Origin of the sequence: Oscillatoria sp. FACHB-1407, assembly GCF_014697545.1 — a bacterium.
In the GTDB taxonomy this organism is placed as follows: Bacteria; Cyanobacteriota; Cyanobacteriia; order Elainellales; family Elainellaceae; genus FACHB-1407.
Map to the genome: position 1 here is coordinate 26,975 of NZ_JACJSA010000019.1, position 22,445 is coordinate 49,419.

Genomic DNA, 22,445 nt, shown 5'->3' on the forward strand with positions numbered 1-22,445 from the left:
CTCTAAGAAATAGTCAACTTTTAGGCGATATCTAGGCAATATCGTTGATGGGGTTAGCCGTATACCAGTTTGCAACGGTGTAGAGATCAGCAGGTAAGCTTGGGCTGGACGGGACGGGCTTAAGGAATGGCTTGGCTACAGATTCAGATGGAGTGGGTGTTAGCTGGCGACGGTTGTGGAGGAAATGACAAAAACCCGGATGCAGTATCTCGGTGCGGTGCGGAGCAGTTTCCCCTTCAGGGTAATCGCTCAATTGGGTCTGTTGACGATTCTGCCCTTGTCCCAGGGCTGTATAGGTTGCGGAATCCGCTGCCCAGATCACCAGTTCCTTGCCTGTGGCGATCGCTACATCTAACGCCGCTTGTAATGCCTCAATACCCTGAGTGGTCATGGTGGTGACCTGAAGCAGATCGACGACAACTGTTTTAGTCGATTGCCGCAAAGCCTGTTCTAACGTGTGCTGAAATGTAGCGGAGGTTGTCTGGTCGAGATTGCCGCAAGGCTGCAACACGATCACTGACGTTGAGGCGGTGGCACAATCTGAATCAGACAAGACAGAGGATACGTTCATTGTGAACTCCTGGGGGGCGGAGGAGAATTTTTTTTGTGATAGAAGTGACAACACTTTCCTCTTATAGAATCCGGAAAAATTACGCTTGACGAGGTGGAGTTTGTCACGCTGGGTTTGTGTTTCTCGTCACAAGGGTCTAGGTCAAGTCAGCCGAGTTAGAGTGACTGGCGTGTGATCGGAGTCGTTTCTCATTGCAGCGATCGCCAAACCCCCTGGTTCTCAACTCCCGATTCCCCCCACCGCCAGTTTCAAAATGAATCGATACCACACTCTTGACTCAGGTCTGTTAAGCTAGTCAGAATATTCAAACCAAAATATTTAACAAGGCTCCAACGCAGATGCCAACTCTGGCACTTAATGCAGAGCTTCTCCTTTCAAAATCTGGTGTACCAAATCTGCTTTCACAGTCGCATTTGTCTACCCATAACGACTGACATCAGGACCCATCCGTGACTCTTCAAGTTGAACATCTACCTCATTCGTCTCCTGTGGAGCAACTCAATCGCCAGATGATCATCATTCTGGATTTCGGCTCCCAATACTCCGAGCTAATCGCTCGCCGTATTCGCGAAACCCAGGTCTATTCCGAAGTCCTCTCTTACCGCACAACGGTTGAGCAGATTCGTCAACTCAGCCCCAAAGGGATTATTCTCTCAGGGGGTCCTAGCTCTGTATATGATACGGGTGCTCCTAAGTGTGACCCTGCTATCTGGGAGTTGGGCATTCCCATTTTGGGGGTGTGTTATGGTATGCAGCTCATGGTGCAACAACTGGGGGGCGGTGTAGAGCGCGCAGAGCGGGGTGAATACGGCAAAGCCTCTCTCTACATTGATGATCCGACTGATCTGCTGACCAATGTCGAAGATGGCACCACGATGTGGATGAGCCATGGTGACTCGGTCACGAAAATGCCTGATGGGTTTGACCTGTTGGCACATACCGACAATACCCCTTGTGCGGCGATCGCCCATCACACCAACAAATTTTATGGAGTCCAGTTCCACCCAGAGGTGGTGCATTCTGAAGGCGGACTCGCTCTGATTCGCAATTTTGTCTATCACATCTGCGATTGTGAACCGACCTGGACAACCGCAGCCTTTGTCGAAGAATCGGTTCGTGAAATTCGCGCCAGAGTTGGCGACAAACGAGTACTCCTGGCTCTATCAGGCGGTGTTGACTCCTCCACGCTGGCGTTTTTGATGCATCGCGCCATTGGGGATCAGTTGACCTGCGTCTTCATCGATCAGGGCTTCATGCGGAAGAATGAGCCGGAACGTCTGCTCAAGCTGTTTCGGGAGCAGTTCCACATTCCAGTGGAGTACGTCAATGCGGGCGATCGCTTCCTCAACAGTATTGCTGGTGTCACCGATCCCGAAGAAAAGCGCAAACGCATCGGGCACGAATTCATCCAGGTGTTTGAAGAGGAATCGAAACGCTTAGGACCCTTTGACTATCTGGCGCAGGGTACGTTGTATCCAGACGTGATTGAATCAGCAGATACAAACGTTGATCCCCAAACGGGCGAACGGGTCGCCGTTAAGATTAAGAGTCATCATAATGTCGGTGGTTTGCCGAAAGACCTGCGCTTTAAGCTGGTCGAGCCACTGCGGAAGCTGTTTAAAGACGAAGTGCGGAAGGTGGGGCGATCAATCGGTTTACCCGAAGAGATCGTCAACCGCCATCCCTTCCCCGGTCCTGGATTAGCCATCCGGATTCTAGGGGAAGTCAGCGCTGACAAGTTAGAAATCCTACGGGATGCCGATTTTATTGTTCGCCAAGAAATCAACCGACGTGGGGTTTATAGCGATTTCTGGCAAGCCTTTGCGGTGCTGTTGCCGATCCGTAGTGTAGGTGTCATGGGCGACCAACGTACTTATGCTTACCCTATTGTGCTCCGGCTTGTTTCCAGCGAAGATGGGATGACTGCGGATTGGTCGCGAGTGTCCTACGACCTGCTAGAGGTCATCTCCAACCGCATTGTGAACGAAGTCCGGGGTGTGAATCGGGTCGTCTACGACATTACATCTAAGCCACCTGGAACAATCGAGTGGGAGTAACGCTTCCCTCTCTGATGTTTGTTTTTCAAGAGGCAACCGTTAGCTATTCTCCTAATTAGTTCGGGATATTGCAGTTTTCTAAAGGTTCTTGTGGAAAACCCACGAATTCCTGTGGAAAACTGCTTTTTCCTGTGGAAAAGTGGGTTTCTTGTGGAAAAAGCGGCAATTTTTTGCGATCGCCTTAATTTTCCTACCTCAATAATTCCCAGGAAACGAAAATTGCAGAAATTCGCGTCCACCTCCTGCAACCAGGTTGGCAATTTTGCTGGGTCAGCAATACCTAAGCCCCAAGGAGTCCTTGCAACAGTCTCACTAACAGTACAACTACTGTAATAATCCCCAACCCCAGCAACAGAATCGCAATTACAACAGCCACGACAAACCAGCGATCGGCAGCCCGTTGCGGACGTGGATTTGCCAGATGCGCTTCCAACAACGCTAGATTACGGGCATTGGCTTTCCAGGTGACATCGAAAATGTCTCCTAAAATCGGCACCGAACCCACCACCGAATCCATCAACAGGTTGGTTCCCATACGGATGATTGTTTCCTTGGGCAGGCGAAATCGCAGTGCCTCCAGAACAATGTAAGCCGACAGCACAAACCCCACCGCATCTCCGCCTCCGGGCAACAAACCCAGCAACGGATCAATCCCAACACGGTAGGAAGTGCCTGGAATGGGCACTGCGTTATCCAACAATTTTCCAACAACCCGAACCCGTTGGAGAGCTTGCTCATCGCGAGCATGAAGGCGACTGATCTGAGCGTTTGGATGCGGTTCCATTCCTGACCTGATAAGTGATGTTGCATCTCAGACTTTACCATCATTGCTGATGGCGATCGCCCCAACGGGGGAAGGGCTTTGCACTATCCAGATTGACTGCCCAGTTTTTTCCGTCGATTGCTCATTCTGCCAATGCAATCCGGTTACCTGGGCGATCGCTATGCAATCCTATGACCCGCTGCAACGATGAGTTCTTTAAACGTTTCCTCAGATGCTTTAGACTCAACTGTCACCGTTTTAGTAGCCGCATCCACTTCAACACGGGCGTTCGGTTCAGAGGTCAAGATGGTTTCCTTAAGGGACTGGGCAGCTTCAGGACTATCTAAAGTCGGAACGTTGAGTTTCAGTGCCATATCACCATTTGCAAATACTTCAGCTTCATTGTCTGGTTTGGCAACTTGATTGACACGTCACTGAAGATAGATTTCAGTGTCAATTAAACGTTGATGATTAATCGTTAATTATCCAGGGTTGATTGTTCACTACCAAGCAGCAACAACGATTGACGATTGACACCAATATTAAATTGAAAACGCGACATAACTCTGTAAGGTGGCAGTGCCAAACCCCTCCTAGATTTTGATTGCCTAAAATCCTGTTTAGATCGGTTTGACCATCAACCATCAACCATCAACCATCAACCATTGACCATTGACTATCAACCATCAACTATTGACCATTGACCATCAACCATTGACCATCAACCATTGACCATTGACCATTGACCATCGACCATTGACCATTGACCATCAACCATTGACCATCAACCATTGACCATTGACTCCTAGCGATCGCCCCCTCAGCCCACAGTTCCATTTGTTACACTGTTCAAACATGCGGTTTTAGTCATCTCCCTATTTGCTAGTTAAGGATGTCCATTTATGCCGTCCACTCTTCTTCTTTCCAAAGAATTGCCCAGTCTCAAGTACGTCGCAACGGGCGATCGCTTTGACCAGACTTGGGAAGCCCCCCTCGCCACACTATTGGGATTAGGACGGGCAGCAGGAGCTGACTTTGTGGAATTTTTCCTGGAACGGGTCAACTACATCAGTTGTCTGGCTGAGGACGACGCCATTACCAGCATCTCTCCCAGTCTCTCCACTGGAGCGGGCGTTCGCGTCTTTCGGGGCAAAGCCGACTGTTATGTCAGCACCAACGACCTGTCGTTTAGCGGACTCAAAGCGGCTCTAGAAAAAGGTTTGTCTATTCTTGGCTTACACCTACCGGGTCCAAACGCCTTTGTGCCTGAAATCAACCTGGAACTGCTGAGAGATTACGCCAGCGTTCGGGGCAAAGAGAGTTGGTTATCTGACTGTAGCTCCATGCGTGAAATGGGCGAAATCTTGCTGAGCGCAACAACAGAACTCAACCACAAAGCAAAGCATGCCCAATCTCGCCGAGCGTCCTATTTCCGGGATTGGCAAGAAGTGTTAGTTGCCGCCAGCGATGGCACTTTTGCTCGCGATATTCGCCTCAACCAATCCGTTGGTTACAGCCTTTTGTGTGCCGATGGGGCGCATCGCTCCTCCATCAGCAAGCGAGTCGGCAGCACCAGCGACCCTGCCTTCTTGCGGGGGTGGGCTTATTCCACAGACGCCGATGAGGTTGCCGATTCCGCCGGAAAGATGCTCTACGCCGATTACGTCGAGTCGGGCACCTACCCCATCATCATGGCGAACCACTTTGGTGGTGTGATTTTCCACGAAGCCTGTGGACACTTATTAGAAACAACACAGATTGAGCGAAAGACCACTCCATTTGCTGACAAAAAAGGCGAAAAGATTGCTCATGAAAGCCTAACCGCATGGGATGAGGGGCTTTCCTCCAACGAGTTTGGCACCATCGATATGGACGACGAGGGGATGCCCGCTCAACGAACCCTACTTATTGAGAATGGCATTTTGAAAAATTTCCTGTCCGATCGCGCAGGCTCAATGCGGACTGGACATCCTCGCACCGGAAGCGGTCGTCGTCAGGGCTACACGTTTGCCGCCGCAAGCCGGATGCGGAACACCTACATTGCCCCCGGTGACTACTCGGTTGAGGATCTGTTTGCCTCCGTTGATAAAGGCATCTACTGCAAAAAGATGGGTGGTGGCAGCGTCGGTGCAACTGGAGAGTTTAACTTCGGCGTCGAAGAGGCCTACTTAATTGAGAACGGCAAAATCACCAAGCCTCTGAAGGGAGCGATCCTGATCGGGGAAGCCAAAGACATCATGAATAAGATTTCTATGTGCTCCAACGATTTGGGTCTAGCTGCCGGATTCTGCGGTTCCATCAGTGGCAGTATCTACGTCACGGTTGGTCAACCCCACATCAAAGTTGATTCCATCACAGTTGGAGGTCGTTAAGCTATGCCCAGTGTGAACGAAATTTCATCGAATGCAGCCGCGATCGCCCAACAGCTTGGCATCCAGAAGTACGACATCTACGGTTCCTCCGTTGATGAAACCAGCGTTCAGGTAGACTTTGGTGAACCAAAGCAGGTCAAAGCCTCAAACCGCTCCAGCGTTATCGTGCGGGTGTGGAACGAGAACAACTCCTTAGGAGTCACATCCACCACAGATGTTGATGCCAAAGGGCTAGAACTGGCACTCAAAACCGCCTATGAAGCCAGCCATTTTGGAGCCAAGGAAAATGTTCCTGACTTCAGCCCCGAAGCCACAGTGCCGATTGAGGAAGTCAATGAACACTTTCCCCAAGCCCCGGTCGATCGCCTGATTGAGACGCTGGTTCAGGCTGAAAAGCAGTTGTTAGAAGCACATCCGGCGATCGCTGGAGTTCCCTATAACGGGCTATCGCAACGCGATATCAGTAAGTTCTACGTCAACAGTGAAGGGGCAGTACGGCGTGAGGCAGGCTCCTATGCCTCCATCTACCTCTACAGCAAAACCGAGCAAGAGGGCAAAAAACCCCGTAGCGGTGGAGCTTACCGGATGAACCACAGCCTTGACCAGTTGGATATCGACGGCTGTTTCAAAGAGGCGGCAGACAAAACCATCAGCCACCTCAACTACAACAAAGTCAAGTCGGGCAAATACCGCGTTGTCTTTTCCCCAGAAGCATTTCTGAGTTTGTTGGGCGCATTCTCCAACCTGTTTAACGCCCAGAGCATTTTGGACAAGCAGAGTCTTTCCACACCAGAGTCATTGGGCACGCAAATCGCGTCTCCCCTCTTGTCGGTGTGTGATGACCCGTTGCATCCCGGCAACATTGCCCAGGAACGCTTTGACGGAGAAGGCACACCAACCCGTCAGGTTCCCCTGATCACGAAAGGGGTTCTGACCAGCTTTTTGCACAGTTCGGGAACAGCAAAGCGGATGAATGCTCAACCGACTGGAAACGCTAACATTGGCGCAAAGGTCACAGTTAGCCCCCACTTCTACCACGTTTCAGCAGGCGAACCGGGAGAGCAGCATTTGAGTTTGGAAACCGCTGAAAACGTCATTTGGATTGACGATTTGCACGCGCTCCATGCCGGGGTCAACGCACTGCAAGGCTCGTTCTCGCTGCCGTTCGATGGTTGGCTTGTGAATAAGGGCGATCGCGTTAGTATCGACTCCGCCACGATCGCAGGCGATTTCCTCAGCCTGTTGAAATCCATTGTCTATGTGGAAGCCGAGGAAGAAGTAACTCCGGGAGGGATCTCACCCAAAATTTGGGTAGATGATATGTCGGTGACAGGCGAATAACTGCTCTGAGATAGCCTGAAACTTCTAGATCTCCGGATTCCCACAGAATCCGGAGATTTATGCTTACTTCAATTTCTGTTTCAAGACCAGGAGAATTTGGGAGACTTGTTTTTTCAACCCCATTAATTCTGACTTCAGCTTGGCATTTTCATTTCTCAGTTCAAAAATCTCTGCTTTTAACCCTGCAAAACCATCGCGATCGCTCACCCCATTAGGAGACTCTGCTTCAACCCCATGAGATGTTGAATTCACCAGAGTTACAGGTCGCGTGTGTTGCAACTCCTGGTATCGCTGTTTCGCTTTAGTCGTCGCTGACTTAATTGCTTTTAACAACAGGTTCTGCTCAAACGGTTTGCTGACAAACTCAAAGTAGTCAAACAGTTCGGGCACTGCTTTTTCCACGTCTTCACGCCGACCCGACATCATCACAATCGGGATCGTCTGCAACTTCGGAAAGGTTTGCACTTGTTGCACAACCTCCCAGCCATTCATACGCGGCATAAAAAAGTCCAATAGCACAAGGCTGGGGCGTTCCTGCTGAATCATCTCCAAGCCCTCTGCGCCGTCTTTTGCCTCTAGAATCTCAAAATTGCCTTTAGGCAACATATCTTTAATTTGCATCCGAATTGTTTTACTGTCATCAACAATTAAGATCTTTTGACTTTCCATAATGCTGTGTGCCTAAAGGCGAACGTTTTTAGTATTTGATAGCTCCGCTTGAGACATTCAAAGCAAGCGTAAAAATATAGCTTTGGTCAGAAAGCTCAAGGCAAAGGCTTAAACCCTGATGCTGGAAAAGCTTCCTGACCCGCCTCTGCCCATCAAATGTGGCTACGGCTATATGTCTATAGCAATCACGAAGTACAACTCGTCGTAAATAAAGGTGGGAATTTGGGGTGCAGGGGTGGAACCCCTGGCTGGGAGCACAGCCCCCACACCCCGTGGTTTTATTTCCAAACCCTATCTGTGAATAGCAGTATTAAGACAGATACGACTATGAGATCTATAGGCTTCACCTCTAGCAAGAGATAGGAACCTTTACACCCCGTTTTAACTGCTGTTTGACTGCTATCGAGTCATCCCAAATCGCTTGTGAGAACCTGCACCCTGACCCATCTCACCCCTACCTTGGGATTGCTATATCGGCGTAGACATTGCATCCTGAAAATTGTCCGTTTATCGTCTGATCTCTACACCAACGACCACCATCTACAGCAACAACCATGCATTAGGACAGAGTGTTGGGATAGACTCCCAAGTGAGAAACCTCCACACTTTCTGCAATTTTGGTGTCCTACATAGGTGGCAACAGCCGTATGTGGCAACAGCCGTATGTGGCAACAGCCATATCTCTTTATTTCTTCATTAAGAGACCTGTTTCAGGGTCGTTAGCTAAAAGATTTACTAGACTTGCAACATTTCTATAATTCCCCACTACAAACGAAAAGCTCGATAGAAGAGTACATTTCTATCGAGCTTGTCTGTATAGCGATTGCTTATGTATTCGGGGGCGATCGCCCTTATCCGGAAATCTGAAACCGCAAAGTCTAGCAGCGCATGGCATTTCAGCCACGGTTTCTATTCAACCTGACTCGTTTTGTAATCGCATTTAAGATAGCTGAAGCTGAGTATTTATACTATTTCCGCTCATGGTAACACTTCATTAAGTTACGTTTAATGTCACCCCCTTTGAGCCATCACTCAGCTTTGTTAGTCTACAAACAGTGATGACAACTATCCATGTTCTAGAGAAATTTCAATCTCTGGGCTGTGAAGTCGCTATTGTTAGCAAAACGCTTAATTTAGAGGATTTCTGGGTTAAAGAATGGCAGTGCAACGAAGGTTTGGCAAAAGCAAAATCCTCTATCAAAGTGTTTAGAAATCATCCTTTGATAAGCATAATTACTCTCACAAATTCATAGCTGTTATTTAGCTATGAAGGCAGTTAAAAAGACAATATATAAAAGCTGAAATACTCCTCAATCAGGAGTTATAAGCCATGAGTAATTCATCGTCTTTCAAACGGAGTCGTTCAAAAGATGAATGAGATCTGCTTTAAAAAATCACTAAAATTAAATCCTTAATTTCTTCTATAGCTAAACGGCTTAATCAAACAATCCCTAATAAACCTTTAACAACAGCCTCTACCTCATTCAAGATTATGAACAAGTACTGTAAAGCCTGGATTCAAGAGTGGTGTCAGGAAAATGGCTGGACTGACCTATTTTTAGAACGTCGCGATTATTGGGCATTTCCACCGCATGCTGTTATGCCCATGCCTATTCCGACCGAAGCTCTGCAACTCATCAAAGCTGAAAAAGGCATGAGTCCTGAAGAACGGCTTTGGTGTGCCTCTGCCTGGTTTGCTGCTGTGACAGGGGCATTGCTAACTTACTGGTTGCAGTCCCCAATGCCCTTAGTTGCCGCATTTGCTTTCAGTGCGATCGCCGTTGCCAAATTTGAGGATGATGATTGAGCTCCAGATGAGGTTACATCAGAGGTAGCCCACTCAATCGGGCGATCGCTACATCTGCAATCATTGCCAACCCTGCTCCAAATCCTGGCAGCAAAAACAAAACCATCATTGCAAAGAAGCCAAATGGGCTGTTTTGTAATGGCTTTAGTCCGGGGATGATCTCACTCAGGACATGAAAGCCGTCTAACGGGGGAATCGGCAACAGGTTAAACAAAAAGAGAATCAGATTAATTCGAGCGGCCAGGTAGAAGAATTCCAAGCTGAACAATTCCTGCGAAGAATCAGCCATGATTCGCATGAGTCCGATAAACAGCAACCCCAAGCTCAGGTTGAGGAATGGACCTGCCGCTGAAACCAGGATATTGCTGAGTTTGGGGATGCGGAAATTTGATGGGTTAACGGGCATCTGCCCCCAAGCAATGCCTGCGACACACAAAAAGATAATGGATTCCCAACCCATGTGAACCACTGGATTGAGGGTTAGGTGACCACTCTTTTCGGGTGTGTCATCCCCCTGAGTTACAGCTACAAATCCGTGAGCTAGTTCATGGAGCGTGACCGAGAGAATGACAATGATCACAACACGCAGGAAGAGGACGGGATCATCGAGTAGAACGCTGAAAAACATATTTTGAAATTCACCCCAGACAGAATTGGTTACCAACGAGCACTTGAGCGAACCGAGCTATTCTCTTTTACTAATCTCCTCTACTCAACTGATTTATGCCATTTCAGAAGGAAATTTAAGGCAAAAAGAGTTCTTTTTCTACCGTTTCACGCCTAAATAGCCCCACTGGTTGCCCAATTTAATCGCTGCGCGATCGCCATGAAAAGCTCGCACATCCTCAAATTGGGGTTCAATCACAAACTCTCCAGTTTTATTGATATATCCCCACTGACCTTCTACCCGCACAGCAGCTAACCCACAGGCAAAGGGGTAGGCATCCTCAAATTGCAAGGCAATGACGGTTTCACCAGATGGATTGATATAGCCATAGTGTTCCTCATTGCGGACGAGGGCTAACCCTTCTGTAAAGCTAAACGTGTCATCAAATTGAGGGTCGATGACAAGCTTGCCGGATTTATCGATGTAACCATAACGACCATCCATCCGAACACGAGCTAACCCCTCGTTGAAGGTATGGGCAACATCAAACTCTGCTGGAATGACCAGTTCTCCAGCCTTATTGATGAAGCCGTATTTATCGTTGAGCGTTACCCGCGCTAACCCTTCTCCGAAAGCATCAGCACTATCAAATTGAGGGGGAATCACAATTTTGCCGGATTTGTTGATGTATCCATATTTATGGTCAATCTCAACGCCTGCTAGCTCTTCATGAAATGCCTGAGCAGCACTCTCAAATTGAGGTTCAATGACCATTTCTCCGGTTGGATCGATGTAGCCGTAATACTGCTTTAGCTCCACCCGTGCTAAGCCATTGGCAAATAACTCTGCTCCATCAAACCGGGGGTGAATCGCTAATTTTCCGGTACGGTCGATGTAGCCCCATTTGTAGGCGATCGGTAGTTGCGCCAAGCCACCTGAGAACTGATACACCCCTTCTCTAAAGCCGCTAGCTAAATCAAAGTCAAGCTCTGGTTGGATCACAAATTCCCCGTGGGCATCGATGTAGCCCAGATAATCTTCTACCACGACCGGAGCCAACCCCTCAGAAAAATCTTTGACCCAGGCAAATTTTGGGCTAATGACGATGTCATAGCTTGGGGGTTTGGGTTCTTCGGGCAACTCCTCCTCAGGAATGGCGATCGCTCTCACAATGACAGGAGCGGGGAGTGCCTCTAGCACTTCAGTCGCCGATTGATAGCGATCTTGCGGATCAACGCGCACCATCTTATCCAGGATGGCGGTCAATTCAGGGGTAACCTGCGCCAAGTCGTGCCATTGCACCTCCTGCGTATCAGGATGACGGGGCAGTTGATTGGGCATATAACCTGTGACGGCTTGAATGCCCATCATTCCCACCGCATAGATATCACTACAGCGTTTTGGTTGCCCTTCCATCTGCTCTTTGGCAATATAGCCCGGAGTGCCAATGGGTTGTGTGATGATTGGCTCCCCGTCAGGGGTGACCGTCAAACTCCGAATCGCTTTGATGCTGCTAAAGTCAATCAGCACAAGCTTTTTATCCAGCCAGCGACGAATCAAATTTTGGGGTTTGACATCTTGATGGATGATGTTGTGTTGGTGAACGATTGCCAGAATTTCCAGCACTTCCCGCAGCAGGGAAACTAGATTTTTTTCATCCCAGCGATCGCCCAGGGTGAAGGCTTGCCGCAGATCATGCCCATCCACCAGTTCTTGCACTAAGAAAAAGTCGTTGCCCTGCTCCAGATGATCAAATAGTTTGGGAATTTGATCGTAATTGCCTAACTGGTGCAGTGCCTCAGCCTCGGCCTGAAACAACTCTCTTGCTTGTTGCAGAACAGATGGTGTTTTGGATAACGGCTGAATTTTTTTAACAACACATTTAGGCCGTCCTCGACGGTAGGTATCTTCTGCTAAGTAGGTTTTACCGAATCCACCGCCTCGCCCTAATTCTCGAATCGTTTCGTAACGTCCGCCTACTAACATTAACTTCCTCAATTCCAAAGGGGGACATTTGGTTCATCACGCAATTGCCCAAACGAATTGGGCAGCAGCCAATCGCTCTAAAGCCACAATTCTGAAAAATCCCTGATGAATCGGTGTAAGCAGACGACATCTGTCTTAATCAGCACCACTAACTGCCAAGCAAAATGAGGGTGTCTCATTAAAAATTCATCGTTTTACACACCTATCCGGGGTTTCATTTGAGGTTGTCAAAATTGCTTAACACCCCTCATCCAACTCACTTCTTTTAAGGCGATTACACCCTAGTTCAGTATGCCCACTTCAATCGCTGGAAATCGCCAAGATTCTGTGAGGGTTAGGCAAGCAGGAGCAAAGAAAAAGTGAAGTCAAATAAAAAAGTAGGAAGAGAAAAAAGAGATGAAAGATGGCGATGAAAGCTTGTACAAATTAGGTTTTTGATTCCTCATTCATGACCATGGCATCCATGATCATTTTGCAAACCGTTTGAGCCGTCGCAGGAGCTAACAAAACTCCGTTGCGATAATGCCCCGTTGCCAGAAGCACACGATTGTAGCCCACTAGAGGAGCGATGATTGGGGCAGGTTGGTTGTGGGGACGAGGGCGCAACCCCGACCAGGCTTGTAGTCGCTCTGCCGTCGCTAAAGCAGGACATAGGGCGATCGCTTTTTGCCATACCGCTTCTAACTGCGCCTGATCTGCCCTAACCTCTGCATCTGTGGGAAACTCGACGGTCGCCCCAACCCAATACTCCCGGTTACCTAAAGGGACGAGATGCACATCTTCCCCCGTGATCACAGGCTGGAAATGGCGATCGCCCAACATCTCAGAAACTTTGATGCGGATTGCCTGCCCCAAGACAGGACGAATCTCGACAGGAGTCGAAGCTACTTGAGTTAAAGGGGTTGTGCCTAAGCCTGCGGAGAGCACCACCCAATCCGCTTCTACGACTCCAGCAGACGTTGACAGGCGATGGATGGGTTCATCGGGTAAGGATTCTATCTTTTCAACTGGATTGTTGAATTCAAACGTCACTCCGTTTTGCCGTGCCGCCTCCACGAATGCCAGGGTCAACGCTGTCGGGTCAAGCTGGCGATCGCCCGGAGAGTGAATCGCCCCAATGAGGCGTGAATTTTGGATGTGAGGACAGCGTACTTGAAGTTCAGCCAAGTCCCAAAGGCCAAGTGAATAGCCCTGGTCATGACGAGTTTGGGCAAGGTGCTGCCAGGATTGTAGGTCATCTCCCTCAAAACAAAGCAACACGATCCCCTGTCGATTAAAGGGAATGGTGTTTCCTGTCTTTCCTTCTAACTCTGGGATCAGGGTTTCGTATCGCCGCATACTACGGCGACGCAGATCCCAGGCATTGCCTTTAACTTTGTGGCTAATAATGCCCATGAGGACGCCCAAAGCCGCCCCAGTCGATGCCTGAGCCGGAGGTTGCCGATCGAATACCGTAACCTGTAGCTCAGGCACCTGACTCAACTCATAGGCGATCGCTGCCCCAACGACCCCACAACCAATGACGGCAACTCGGCTCACCAATGGCTCCAGTTAAGCACTAGGCTGAGGTGCCAACGTTAGAAAGGCATCAATGTCTTTGAGTGCCTCATTGTAGTTCTTAAACGCCTTACGACTATCACGGGTTTGAGTCGCCTCATCAATCAAAATCAAATGCTCAAACACCTCTTGAGCCGCTGCTAACGCCTGTTTCTGAGTATTGGGTTCGAGGCTACGTGCCAGTTTACCCATCTTGAAGCGCAATTCTCCTAAAGGTCCATGAATAAAGCTCTGAACATCAACCCATCGCTCCTTTTGCACCAGGGGTGGGATCTCTAAGAGGCGATCGCGCAACTCCTGAACATCTGCCAGATAATCTTGAATCTGCTCCAGTTGTTGAGGGGTATAGGTCGGTGCTTTGGCTGTGGACGTGGGATTGCTGCAACTGACTAAAAATACGGCGATCGCAGCCAGAATGACACTTAAAACAGACCGATATTTCATCATGGAGTCTATCTCGCTAAATGCTGAGTCTCTATGGGTTTTGGGTTAGTAGCCAGGAAGATGATCTTCTTCGTAAAGAAATATATCGTATATCGACTGCGATCGCCTGTCGCTTTTGAGAGAAACTGAAGAAAAATGAAGAGAGAAAAAGGAAAGATGATTAGTCAATGGTCAGCGGCCAATAGTCAATAGTCAGTGGTCAATGATCAGCCGTTATTTTTCACCCCATTCCTTACTCCCTACCCTTCCTTCTCCGATACCAGGTAGTAAACCCCACAAGAATGCCTAACATTCCAGAGGCAAGCATCAAGGGCACAATGTCACCACGTGTCATGGCTCGTAATCCGGCTCCCAACATCACAAAGGGAAGAATTCCCGGTACGGTGCCCAGAGCAGTACCAATCAAATAATCTTGAAAGCGAATTGAGGTCAGCCCAGCCGTAAAGTTGACGAGTCCATAGGGGAGCAGTGGCAGTAACCGAACCGCAAACATATAAAACACGCCACCTTGACGAATTTCGGTGTCGAGGGTTTGCCAGCGTCCAGTAAACCGTTTCGCGATCGCCTCTCGTCCGAGGGTACGGGTAAAGGCAAAGGCAGCGATCGCAGCAATGATGGCAGCAATGCTCGTCCACAGAGTTCCCCACCAAACACCAAAGAGGGCACCGCCAGTAAGATTAAGGGGGGTCGAGGGCAGCATCAACAACGTCCCTAGAACGTAAAGCAGGACGTAACCAAGGGGTGCCCATACACCTGCCTGCTTTAACCAAGCTTGAATTTGGGCTTGATCCAATCTTCCTAATTCATGAGCAGCAACAACAGTTACGGCAACGCAAACTGCCAAAAGTAATAGAATTCCAATTTTGGAGTTCAAGAATAATACGCTCCTCTACTGCTTCACAGATCAAAACTCACCTTCATCATGAGCAGGAACTAATTCAAACAATTTACTCAGTTTTGCTCACAAAAACTCACATGCCCCACTATACGAAAGATGTTCTCATAGGATAAGAAGGAGAATTTTGCCTCCTGAGTATACACAGTGTATATGGGAGGATATTGAAATTAAGGCGATCGCTATCAAACCAATAGTTGATGATTTGAATAGTTCTTCATAGGGACAATAAATACAAGGGATTGCTAGTAAATTAAAAACAACTCATAAGCTGCGATTGATTACAACAGAAGCACCAAACAGTTGCATTCAAAATCGCATTAATAAAAAACTAAGGGTAAATAAATATCTTTTTCAAAAAATATTGAATCGGATTTATTTTTAATTCACTAATACTGCCTCAAGTTTGTGACAGAAATATCAATCTTTAAAGCTCCTTTAAAGACCAATTTTTCTTATCGTAAGACCAGAAATCCTTAGTGATACAAAACTCATTAGCGAGGAAAACTTTTCATTCAGCTGCAAATCTAAAAAATGCTTAGCAGTAAAGCAGTTATTACAAAATCTCTATAAGCATTTGAACTGGCTAACATAGTTCTTCAAAAATTGCTGAATAATTTTCATGAAAACTAAATAATACAAAGATGTAGAATCTAGGCAACGCCTAAACACAAGTTGTTCTTTCACGGGAGGTTGTTTCATCGATCTCCTTAAATCCATATTTTTCCCGAACTAGATAAAGTGGACGCCCTTTTGACTCCTCATAAACTCGTGCAAGATATTCCCCAATAATTCCAAGAGAAATGAGTTGAATTCCTCCTAGAAATAGCACTGTTACCATAACAGAGGCATACCCTGGTATATCTACACCATGTATTACCGTTTGCAGAATAAGTACTAGGGCATACAGAAAAGCTAAGAAAGATAAAATCAATCCAACATAACTCCAGATCTTTAGTGGTCTAACGCTAAACGATACAATTCCACCTACAGCAAAATTCCACAATTTCCAATAGTTCCATTTAGTTGAACCTTTATAACGGGGTGTTCTATCAAACATTACAGAAGTTTGTTTAAAGCCTACCCAGGTAAACAAACCTTTCATGAAACGGGTTCTCTCAGGGACATGCTTTAATGCATCTACAACTCGTCGATCCAGTAAACGAAAATCTCCAGTATTCCGAGGCATTGGAATAGGAGTCGCAAAACTCATCACCCGATAAAACGCATTTGCAGTCAATCGCTTCACCCAGCTCTCTCCCTGCCGAGATTGTCGTGTAGCGTACACAACATCATACCCTTCACGCCATTTTTCAATGAGGTTTTTAATAAGTTCTGGTGGATCTTGCAAATCAGCATCAATGGGAATGACAGCAGCACCATATGCATGGTCTAGCCCTGCGCTTAGCGCAATTTCTTTACCAAAATTTCGTGAGAGGTTAACAACTTTGATGGCAGGGTTTTGATGATGATGCTTAATTAAATGGTTTAACGTGTTATCTCTGCTGCCATCATTAACACAGACAATTTCATAACTTATTTCCAAACTATCTAAAACAGTTAGCAGTCGCTCAAACAGGTAATCAATATTAGGCTCTTCATTGTAGAATGGGATAACAATTGAGATTTCGATGGGCGATGAATTGGTCATCATAGGTGAATTTAGTTCTCGTAATGAGAGAAGGTATGTTTACACTTTGAATTGAGAGTAAAACATCAAATCTTTAACATCAAAATCACTGGTAGCAGCTTAAATCGACTGAAAAAATGCTCTGTTATTTGTGCCTGATTAAGTGCGAATGACAAACGATGCTTTTCCTAGTCTTTACTCATTAATCAAATAGAATTGCTGTAACGCAGCTTTATTTCAGTACTTACCTATAATTAGTTAGCTATAGCTAAACGTTCAATCCCTGGGTTAAACTAACCCCTTTAAAGTTGATTTTTAATGAAGTTTTCTGTTCTTCCTTATCAAAAAGGAAGCTAGAGGATCAATTGATACTAAATGCTTTAAAACTTAAGATTGCCTTTGTAAAGAGCTTTATGCTGTAAAACCTTCAGAATTATTAAACTTGTTAGTTAATAAGAAGCAAACAGTCCAAAAAACTTACTACTCAGATGCACACAAATAATCTCATCTAACAATCGTCAAAATGCTTAATAGGTAAAACTTCTCAGGATCTATGCTTTACTCAAATTGATATAAAAGGTTTAACCTTAATTCAACTCATTGCACATATTCAAAATTCAAGTAAATTGTCTACCTACTAAAATGACGATTATTTTTACAATCGAGTCAACTCAGAATATATCTTTCTTAATTAAAAAAAAATGATATGTCAACTGTGTAGAAGCAAAGTTTATACAATTCTCATCGAGAGAATCCATCTACTTTACTTAAATTTCTCCTGAGTAGGGGCAAAATACTATCCCAATCACTTGCTCAGTGCCGATTCTTTAATACTCTGCCGCTACCTTATCACCAGCGCAGCGCAATCGCGCAAGATGGAAAACAGCCTCACTCAAACTAGATTGGTTGTACTTCTAGCTTCCTCGAGTGAGACTTCAACTTGCAGAATCTTTGTTGCGTATGGTACGAAGCTGCCTATTAGCAATGCGGAATGCAGTGTTACTCCTCACTCTGAACTTAGATACATAAGTTAAGCAAAACTGTAACTTGTAAATTTTTCCTGTAATAGAAAAAATTCTGAGTATATTAGGGTAGCTACCAGATTTACTTCGAGGTGCATGTGAAAAGCTACTGATCCTTATTTAGCAGTAGCTTTATAAAGCTCTGTGGTGTACACCTTGATTCAGTTTGAGTTTTTTAATACTTCTAACATTGAACTATTGATTTGCTTGAATCATCAATTCAATTTAGAAGAAACAACGGTTGGGGGAGAAGAACCTTCCGTATTTTCCAGAAAAATTATAAATTTTTCGTAGTCAAGTCAATCTCTGAAATTCAGTTCTCAAAGAGACAAGGGAAATGCCAGACCTTATTTTTTTTGCATACTCTAAAAAAGAAATAGCTTTTCTCTTCATATGGTTAATCACTCTAATCATTCCCGTGATATATGGCATCACTAATGTATATAGAGGTTACAGAGACCTGAGTTTATCTATCCAAGAGATTGATATTGATAATGACAAACAAACATCCTGGAAATATCGTGTCAAGGTTTATCTTTTACCTGTAGTTCTTTTCACTATATTCATTTTTTACACTTATTTGATTCTATATAATGCTGATTTTGCCGGAAATGATTATAGCCAAATTACACTCTATACGGTGAGAGATAAGCTTTACAGTATGCCAATCTGGGAGAGATCAGGGCGATTTTGGCCTCTGGGATTTCAAGAGTTTAACTTTGTTAGTCTCTTTGGGAAAGAGCCCATTATTTACTTCTCAGTATCTATCCTACAACTCTTAGTAGTATTAATCTGTTTATTTTTAATCTCTTGGGATTTTAATCCAATTCAGAGCACTTTCATGGTGCTATTGCTGATAGCTACTCCAAGTTTTGTAAAGGTTTATTTTGATCTTATTTATCCTGAGAGAAATATTATTTTTTGGTTAGCAATTTTTGTGCTATCTATACAACGTTGGGAAAGATCTAAACCTCGTTTTACCCTTTGCGTGGCTTTGATAGCAGCTCAATTTTCCCTTTACTACAAAGAACCTGTATTCATTCTGATCAGTAGTTTTTCAATTTTACGTCTGGCTTTAGCACTTTTGCGTGAAAGACAGAATAGAAACCGCATAAATCTATATCACTTCATTCGTCGCCAGTGGATGGATTTTTCTCTATTAATATTGTCATTCATTTTTCTGCTACTATACTTAGTTTTTATTCTGCCAAGCGTTGAAACTAGTTACAATGCCGAAAGAAATGTCAACATAACAGAATTAGACGTTTTTGTAAGCTACATCAAAGCAGATCCTTTGCTATCAATATTGATTTCAGTTCTCTTTTTTAGAGTAATTATTCTAAGTATTAGAAAGAGGTCGATAAATACTTTTTGGGATCCTCTTGCAATCGGTGCCATTCTATATTTTCTCGCTTATGTTAAGCTCCGACTGAATAGTTGGTATTATATGGCTCCTGTTGATTTCATCAGCATCCTGTATATTGGCTGGGTAGTCCATAAGATAATCAAACATCAAAGAAAGAGATTAGCTCTATTAATAATAGGAGCCCTTGCTTGTGTGATATTTTTCAACAATCTTAGTTTCTCTTCAGCTTATATTCTAAATCTAAAAAAAGAATGGGATGGTCGAGTTCAGCTTGCTAGTTTTCTCAGGAGTTATCAACCTGATGAAGTTGCCGATAACACCGAAATTTTCTTTCCATCTACTCGCAGCTATCAGGTAAATGAAGTAGCTGTTTATCTTGATTATAAAGGGGTAGCCCTACTCCCCGAAAATTACCACAATTTGGTTATTTCAGAGCAGACTAACATACCTTTGAAAATAATCACTCTCAAGGGAGAGACTTGCATAAAGCGTTACGGATGTTACGAAGCTGAGGAGTTAAAGTCTGGCAATTTGGTCGTGATTATGCCAGACCAAGGAAGAACGGTGAGGGATGTTTTGCAGAACTATGAAGTAGGATTCAATCTTCTATTTCACTATCAACCTGAGTTTTCAAGTATAGAAAGACTCTTATTATTTTTATCTAACCTTCGCGAGCTTTCAGATAAAGACATTTACGTCTTAGTGAAAAATTAGAATCTTAAACAATACAACAAATCATTTTTCTGCTCTAGAGCCTCAAAAAGTTCATTCATAGCTGTCTTTAACTCAGATAACTATGCAGTTATGCTTGTGGTTCGCACAGGAGTATTTGACGACAATACCCCGGCTAGATTCTACTGGTACTAGTTTGACTCAGCTTGCGATCGCAACCCTAATAAATGCAGTTTTTCGCAAATTAGAGATTTAAAGACGCATGAGTGAATTTAGTCCAGTCTGTAGCTAACTGATTGACAACGTAATCTTTATCGTCATGGCTCTAAATAAGAAATATCGTTAATTTTTGTAATGAGATCCATTTTGTAGTCTTTGCTACAGATTTTTTTGTTATATTAACTAAAGAACGAATTTTTCATATAGTTTTTCGGAGAACCCTCACTATGTCTACTCAAGATCAAGCTCGTGCTTTAATGATGCGTCATCACCACATGATCAAAAATCGTCAGCAGTCCATGCTAAGTCGCGTTGCGGCTGAGGTTGGCATGGATGCAGCAGAAGCATCTCACTATTGGAATCACATTCAAGGTAAACCCCATCCAACCTTTGCTAAAGATTACGATCGCAGCCATGTTTCTCTGAGCTAGTCAACTGCACTAAGCTATTGGATGCAGGTGGGTTCCCTTGACAAAAATTGAATGATTTTTAAATGTGGGGCGTTTTCCGAAAGGGGGACGCCCTTTAGGCAAGTTAGGACTTACGGTAAGTTACAAAGCAGTGCTTTGCATAAAAGATTGACGTACACTAGGCTTCACGTTTGTGAGAAGGAGCAATCATGACTCGAGCGATTATGGAAACCGAAAAAGGCACTATTCATCTCGATTTGTTTGATGAAGATGCTCCCAATACTGTTAAAAACTTTGTCAGCCTGGCTGAGAAGGGGTTTTATGACGGATTGACCTTCCACCGAGTGATCCCCAATTTTATGATTCAAGGGGGATGCCCTTACGGCACTGGTACAGGTGGCCCCGGTTACAAAATTAAATGCGAAATTAATCAAAACAAGCACGTAGCTGGAACGCTGTCGATGGCTCACGCAGGTAAGGACACAGGTGGCAGCCAGTTCTTTATTTGCCATTCCCCTCAACCTCATCTCGACGGAGTCCACACCACCTTTGGGCAAACCCAAGATATGGATGTTGTTAATGCAATTCGGAAGGGGGATAAAATTCTCTCTGTAAAGATCGAAGCGTAAGGGTTTCTGATGGGAAACTATTCCCCTGATGGGGGAGTTGAACACCACCGTTACGTGTGAGTGAACGTGGGTTGAGAAATTGACAATGGCAAATTGGCAGGAAGTGTCGGGTGGGGTGACGGCTCCTAAGGGATATCGAGCAGCAGGTATTGCTGCTGGCTTGAAACCTTCAGGGGCACCAGATTTAGCATTGATTGTGTCGGATGTAGAGGCGATCGCCGCTGGGGTTTTTACTACGAGCCAGGTCAAAGCCGCTTGTGTCGATTATTGTCGGCAGCGGTTACAAGCCAAGGGCAGTGCTCAAGCCATTCTCTGCAATGCAGGGCAGGCAAATGCGGCAACAGGTGCTCAGGGATGGGCAGACGCGATCGAAAGTGCTCAAGTTTTAGCAGAGGCATTGGGCATCTCAGCGGATTCGGTTTTGGTTGCTTCCACCGGAGTGATCGGACAGCGGATCAAAATGGACGCTTTGAAAGCGGGCATCCCCAAGTTGGTTGCTGCGGCAAGTGACCAGGGTTCTGACGAAGCAGCGAAAGCCATCATCACTACCGATTTAGTCACCAAAAGCATTGCGCTGGAGACCACAATGGATGGTCGCCCTGTGCGGATCGGTGGGATCAGCAAAGGCTCTGGCATGATTCACCCGAACATGGCAACGATGTTGGCATTTGTCACTTGTGACGCGGCAATCTCACCCCACCTCTGGCAAGACATGGTGCGGCGAGCGGCGGACAAGAGCTTTAACCAAATCACGGTCGATGGTGATACCAGCACCAACGATACGCTGTTAGCTCTCGCCAATGGACAATCGCGTACCCCAGCCATTACCGACGCTGGCGCAGATGCCGATAAATTAGAGGCAATGCTAACCGAGGTGTGTATGCACCTGGCAAAGGCGATCGCCCGCGATGGAGAAGGTGCCACCTGTCTGATCGAAGTGCGAGTCTCTGGGGCAGCTGATGATGCCTCTGCTCGTCAGGTCGCTCGTACAATTGCCGGATCAGCCCTGTTTAAGTCAGCCGTGTTTGGGCGTGATCCCAATTGGGGCAGGATTGCTGCCGCTGCCGGTCGAGCAGGAGTACCCTTTGACCAGAACAACCTACGGGTACAACTGGGTGATTTTGTGTTGATGGAACATGGTCAACCCTTAGCGTTCGATCGCCCTGCTGCCAGTGCTTATCTTAAACAAGCTTCCCAAGGCGAATATCTCAAAACTGACACTGTTTTAGTGTCCGTCAGTTTGGGACAAGGTCCCGGTTCAGGCATTGCCTGGGGCTGTGACCTCAGCTATGACTACGTCAAAATCAACGCGGAATACACCACCTGATGGTCTACCCAGGAATAGCAAGCTTGGGTGATGTAGGAGAAGAATGAAGAGAGAAAAATAAAAGAATGAAGAGTGAAGCGTGGAGAGTGAAGAGCTAGTCA

At 45.9% G+C, this 22,445-nt stretch carries 19 protein-coding genes; 8 read left to right on the forward strand and 11 right to left on the reverse strand.

All coding sequences use genetic code 11. The features are described 5' to 3' along the window. Positions 1–31 precede the first annotated feature (31 nt). Entirely contained in the window at positions 32–571 is a 540-nt protein-coding gene (locus H6G89_RS25120; RefSeq protein WP_190511667.1) for an STAS domain-containing protein, read from the reverse strand. Between the two features lie 509 nt (positions 572–1,080). On the opposite strand from H6G89_RS25120, the gene guaA reads away from it, so the two are divergent. Next, entirely contained in the window at positions 1,081–2,628 is a 1,548-nt protein-coding gene (gene guaA, locus H6G89_RS25125) for a glutamine-hydrolyzing GMP synthase (RefSeq protein ID WP_190511926.1), read from the forward strand. A 280-nt stretch (positions 2,629–2,908) separates the two neighbouring features. Here guaA and H6G89_RS25130 read toward each other — a convergent pair whose 3' ends face one another. The 3 genes from H6G89_RS25130 to H6G89_RS25140 form a co-directional block, all read right to left on the reverse strand. Beyond that, the gene (locus H6G89_RS25130; RefSeq protein ID WP_190511669.1) at positions 2,909–3,412 is read right to left on the reverse strand and encodes a DUF4112 domain-containing protein; all 504 of its coding nucleotides are present in this window, start codon (positions 3,410–3,412) and stop codon (positions 2,909–2,911) included. Positions 3,413–3,570: 158 nt separating this feature from the next. After that, a complete protein-coding gene (locus H6G89_RS25135; protein WP_190511671.1) occupies positions 3,571–3,765 on the reverse strand; it encodes a cation transporter in 195 nt (64 codons plus the stop codon). 316 nt (positions 3,766–4,081) lie between these two features. After that, the gene (locus tag H6G89_RS25140; protein WP_190511673.1) at positions 4,082–4,228 is read right to left on the reverse strand and encodes a hypothetical protein; all 147 of its coding nucleotides are present in this window, start codon (positions 4,226–4,228) and stop codon (positions 4,082–4,084) included. 65 nt (positions 4,229–4,293) lie between these two features. Between H6G89_RS25140 and H6G89_RS25145 the strand changes: the two genes are divergently transcribed. Both H6G89_RS25145 and H6G89_RS25150 read left to right on the forward strand, forming a co-directional pair. Continuing rightward, positions 4,294–5,763 carry a TldD/PmbA family protein gene (locus tag H6G89_RS25145; protein ID WP_190511675.1) on the forward strand — a complete coding sequence of 490 codons (1,470 nt, stop codon included), beginning with the start codon at positions 4,294–4,296 and terminating at the stop codon, positions 5,761–5,763. A gap of 3 nt (positions 5,764–5,766) precedes the next feature. Beyond that, positions 5,767–7,104, forward strand: a complete 1,338-nt coding sequence (locus H6G89_RS25150; RefSeq protein ID WP_190511677.1) for a TldD/PmbA family protein — start codon at positions 5,767–5,769, stop codon at positions 7,102–7,104. Positions 7,105–7,167: 63 nt separating this feature from the next. Here the strand turns inward: H6G89_RS25150 and H6G89_RS25155 are convergent, their stop codons facing one another. Continuing rightward, positions 7,168–7,773 (reverse strand): response regulator, encoded by a 606-nt coding sequence (locus tag H6G89_RS25155; RefSeq protein ID WP_190511679.1) that lies wholly within the window; start codon positions 7,771–7,773, stop codon positions 7,168–7,170. A gap of 1,492 nt (positions 7,774–9,265) precedes the next feature. Here H6G89_RS25155 and H6G89_RS25160 point away from each other — a divergent pair. Beyond that, complete coding sequence (locus H6G89_RS25160; protein ID WP_190511681.1) at positions 9,266–9,580, forward strand: hypothetical protein; 315 nt, start codon at positions 9,266–9,268, stop codon at positions 9,578–9,580. 13 nt (positions 9,581–9,593) lie between these two features. Here H6G89_RS25160 and H6G89_RS25165 read toward each other — a convergent pair whose 3' ends face one another. From H6G89_RS25165 to H6G89_RS25190, 6 genes are all read right to left on the reverse strand, one after another. Continuing rightward, entirely contained in the window at positions 9,594–10,208 is a 615-nt protein-coding gene (locus H6G89_RS25165) for a site-2 protease family protein (RefSeq protein ID WP_190511683.1), read from the reverse strand. A gap of 138 nt (positions 10,209–10,346) precedes the next feature. Continuing rightward, the gene (locus tag H6G89_RS25170) at positions 10,347–12,173 is read right to left on the reverse strand and encodes a WG repeat-containing protein (RefSeq protein ID WP_190511685.1); all 1,827 of its coding nucleotides are present in this window, start codon (positions 12,171–12,173) and stop codon (positions 10,347–10,349) included. Positions 12,174–12,599: 426 nt separating this feature from the next. Then, positions 12,600–13,712, reverse strand: coding sequence for an NAD(P)/FAD-dependent oxidoreductase (locus H6G89_RS25175; protein ID WP_190511687.1), 1,113 nt, complete (start codon positions 13,710–13,712; stop codon positions 12,600–12,602). A gap of 12 nt (positions 13,713–13,724) precedes the next feature. Further along, positions 13,725–14,177: a photosystem II protein PsbQ gene (psbQ, locus tag H6G89_RS25180; RefSeq protein ID WP_190511689.1), complete on the reverse strand. Its 453-nt coding sequence runs from the start codon at positions 14,175–14,177 to the stop codon at positions 13,725–13,727. Positions 14,178–14,406: 229 nt separating this feature from the next. Next, positions 14,407–15,048: a TVP38/TMEM64 family protein gene (locus H6G89_RS25185; protein ID WP_190511697.1), complete on the reverse strand. Its 642-nt coding sequence runs from the start codon at positions 15,046–15,048 to the stop codon at positions 14,407–14,409. Positions 15,049–15,733: 685 nt separating this feature from the next. After that, entirely contained in the window at positions 15,734–16,720 is a 987-nt protein-coding gene (locus H6G89_RS25190) for a glycosyltransferase family 2 protein (RefSeq protein WP_441339452.1), read from the reverse strand. A gap of 1,338 nt (positions 16,721–18,058) precedes the next feature. On the opposite strand from H6G89_RS25190, the gene H6G89_RS25195 reads away from it, so the two are divergent. From H6G89_RS25195 to argJ, 4 genes are all read left to right on the forward strand, one after another. Then, a complete protein-coding gene (locus H6G89_RS25195; RefSeq protein ID WP_190511700.1) occupies positions 18,059–19,801 on the forward strand; it encodes a hypothetical protein in 1,743 nt (580 codons plus the stop codon). Positions 19,802–20,205: 404 nt separating this feature from the next. Beyond that, positions 20,206–20,409, forward strand: a complete 204-nt coding sequence (locus tag H6G89_RS25200; RefSeq protein ID WP_190511702.1) for a hypothetical protein — start codon at positions 20,206–20,208, stop codon at positions 20,407–20,409. Between the two features lie 188 nt (positions 20,410–20,597). Next, positions 20,598–21,017 (forward strand): peptidylprolyl isomerase, encoded by a 420-nt coding sequence (locus H6G89_RS25205; RefSeq protein ID WP_190511704.1) that lies wholly within the window; start codon positions 20,598–20,600, stop codon positions 21,015–21,017. An 85-nt stretch (positions 21,018–21,102) separates the two neighbouring features. Beyond that, the gene (gene argJ, locus H6G89_RS25210) at positions 21,103–22,344 is read left to right on the forward strand and encodes a bifunctional ornithine acetyltransferase/N-acetylglutamate synthase (RefSeq protein WP_190511706.1); all 1,242 of its coding nucleotides are present in this window, start codon (positions 21,103–21,105) and stop codon (positions 22,342–22,344) included. The last annotated feature ends 101 nt before the right edge of the window (positions 22,345–22,445 follow it).

Bases quoted from the DNA above. Each gene is read 5' to 3' on its own strand.
- H6G89_RS25120 (WP_190511667.1), bottom strand. From the start codon at position 571: ATGAACGTATCCTCTGTCTTGTCTGATTCAGATTGTGCCACCGCCTCA.
- guaA (WP_190511926.1), top strand. From the start codon at position 1,081: ATGATCATCATTCTGGATTTCGGCTCCCAATACTCCGAGCTAATCGCT.
- H6G89_RS25130 (WP_190511669.1), bottom strand. From the start codon at position 3,412: ATGGAACCGCATCCAAACGCTCAGATCAGTCGCCTTCATGCTCGCGAT.
- H6G89_RS25135 (WP_190511671.1), bottom strand. From the start codon at position 3,765: ATGGCACTGAAACTCAACGTTCCGACTTTAGATAGTCCTGAAGCTGCC.
- H6G89_RS25140 (WP_190511673.1), bottom strand. From the start codon at position 4,228: ATGGAACTGTGGGCTGAGGGGGCGATCGCTAGGAGTCAATGGTCAATG.
- H6G89_RS25145 (WP_190511675.1), top strand. From the start codon at position 4,294: ATGCCGTCCACTCTTCTTCTTTCCAAAGAATTGCCCAGTCTCAAGTAC.
- H6G89_RS25150 (WP_190511677.1), top strand. From the start codon at position 5,767: ATGCCCAGTGTGAACGAAATTTCATCGAATGCAGCCGCGATCGCCCAA.
- H6G89_RS25155 (WP_190511679.1), bottom strand. From the start codon at position 7,773: ATGGAAAGTCAAAAGATCTTAATTGTTGATGACAGTAAAACAATTCGG.
- H6G89_RS25160 (WP_190511681.1), top strand. From the start codon at position 9,266: ATGAACAAGTACTGTAAAGCCTGGATTCAAGAGTGGTGTCAGGAAAAT.
- H6G89_RS25165 (WP_190511683.1), bottom strand. From the start codon at position 10,208: ATGTTTTTCAGCGTTCTACTCGATGATCCCGTCCTCTTCCTGCGTGTT.
- H6G89_RS25170 (WP_190511685.1), bottom strand. From the start codon at position 12,173: ATGTTAGTAGGCGGACGTTACGAAACGATTCGAGAATTAGGGCGAGGC.
- psbQ (WP_190511689.1), bottom strand. From the start codon at position 14,177: ATGATGAAATATCGGTCTGTTTTAAGTGTCATTCTGGCTGCGATCGCC.
- H6G89_RS25190 (WP_441339452.1), bottom strand. From the start codon at position 16,720: ATGACCAATTCATCGCCCATCGAAATCTCAATTGTTATCCCATTCTAC.
- H6G89_RS25195 (WP_190511700.1), top strand. From the start codon at position 18,059: ATGCCAGACCTTATTTTTTTTGCATACTCTAAAAAAGAAATAGCTTTT.
- H6G89_RS25200 (WP_190511702.1), top strand. From the start codon at position 20,206: ATGTCTACTCAAGATCAAGCTCGTGCTTTAATGATGCGTCATCACCAC.
- H6G89_RS25205 (WP_190511704.1), top strand. From the start codon at position 20,598: ATGACTCGAGCGATTATGGAAACCGAAAAAGGCACTATTCATCTCGAT.
- argJ (WP_190511706.1), top strand. From the start codon at position 21,103: ATGGCAAATTGGCAGGAAGTGTCGGGTGGGGTGACGGCTCCTAAGGGA.